This is a genomic window from Flavobacterium sp. FlaQc-48 (genome assembly GCF_044007335.1).
In the GTDB taxonomy this organism is placed as follows: Bacteria; Bacteroidota; Bacteroidia; order Flavobacteriales; family Flavobacteriaceae; genus Flavobacterium.
Genome location: NZ_JBIPCR010000083.1, coordinates 1 through 288 on the forward strand (window position 1 = coordinate 1; position 288 = coordinate 288).

1 protein-coding gene is annotated in these 288 nt (G+C 40.6%); it reads left to right on the forward strand.

What is annotated here, in order from left to right:
- Window positions 1-288 (forward strand): condensation domain-containing protein (locus tag ACHRWY_RS27670; RefSeq protein ID WP_395359250.1); only part of this gene is annotated, 288 nt, incomplete at both ends.

The window sequence follows — 288 nt, forward strand, 5'->3', positions numbered from 1 at the left end:
GTATTCCTTTATCGTTTAGTCAGGAACGACTATGGTTTTTGGATCAGTTACAAGGCAGTACCGAATATCACATTCCTATAGTTCTTGGTTTAGAAGGAGCATTAGAGGTATCGATACTGGAACAAACCTTACAGGAGATTGTTTCGCGTCATGAGGTTTTGCGCAGTATGCTTCTATCAGAAGACGGAATCGGTTATCAGGAAATTATCAGCGCCGAGGGCTGGTCATTGGATAGTGCCATTGTATCGGATGAGTTATCATTAGAAAACAATATAGCAGACTATGTAA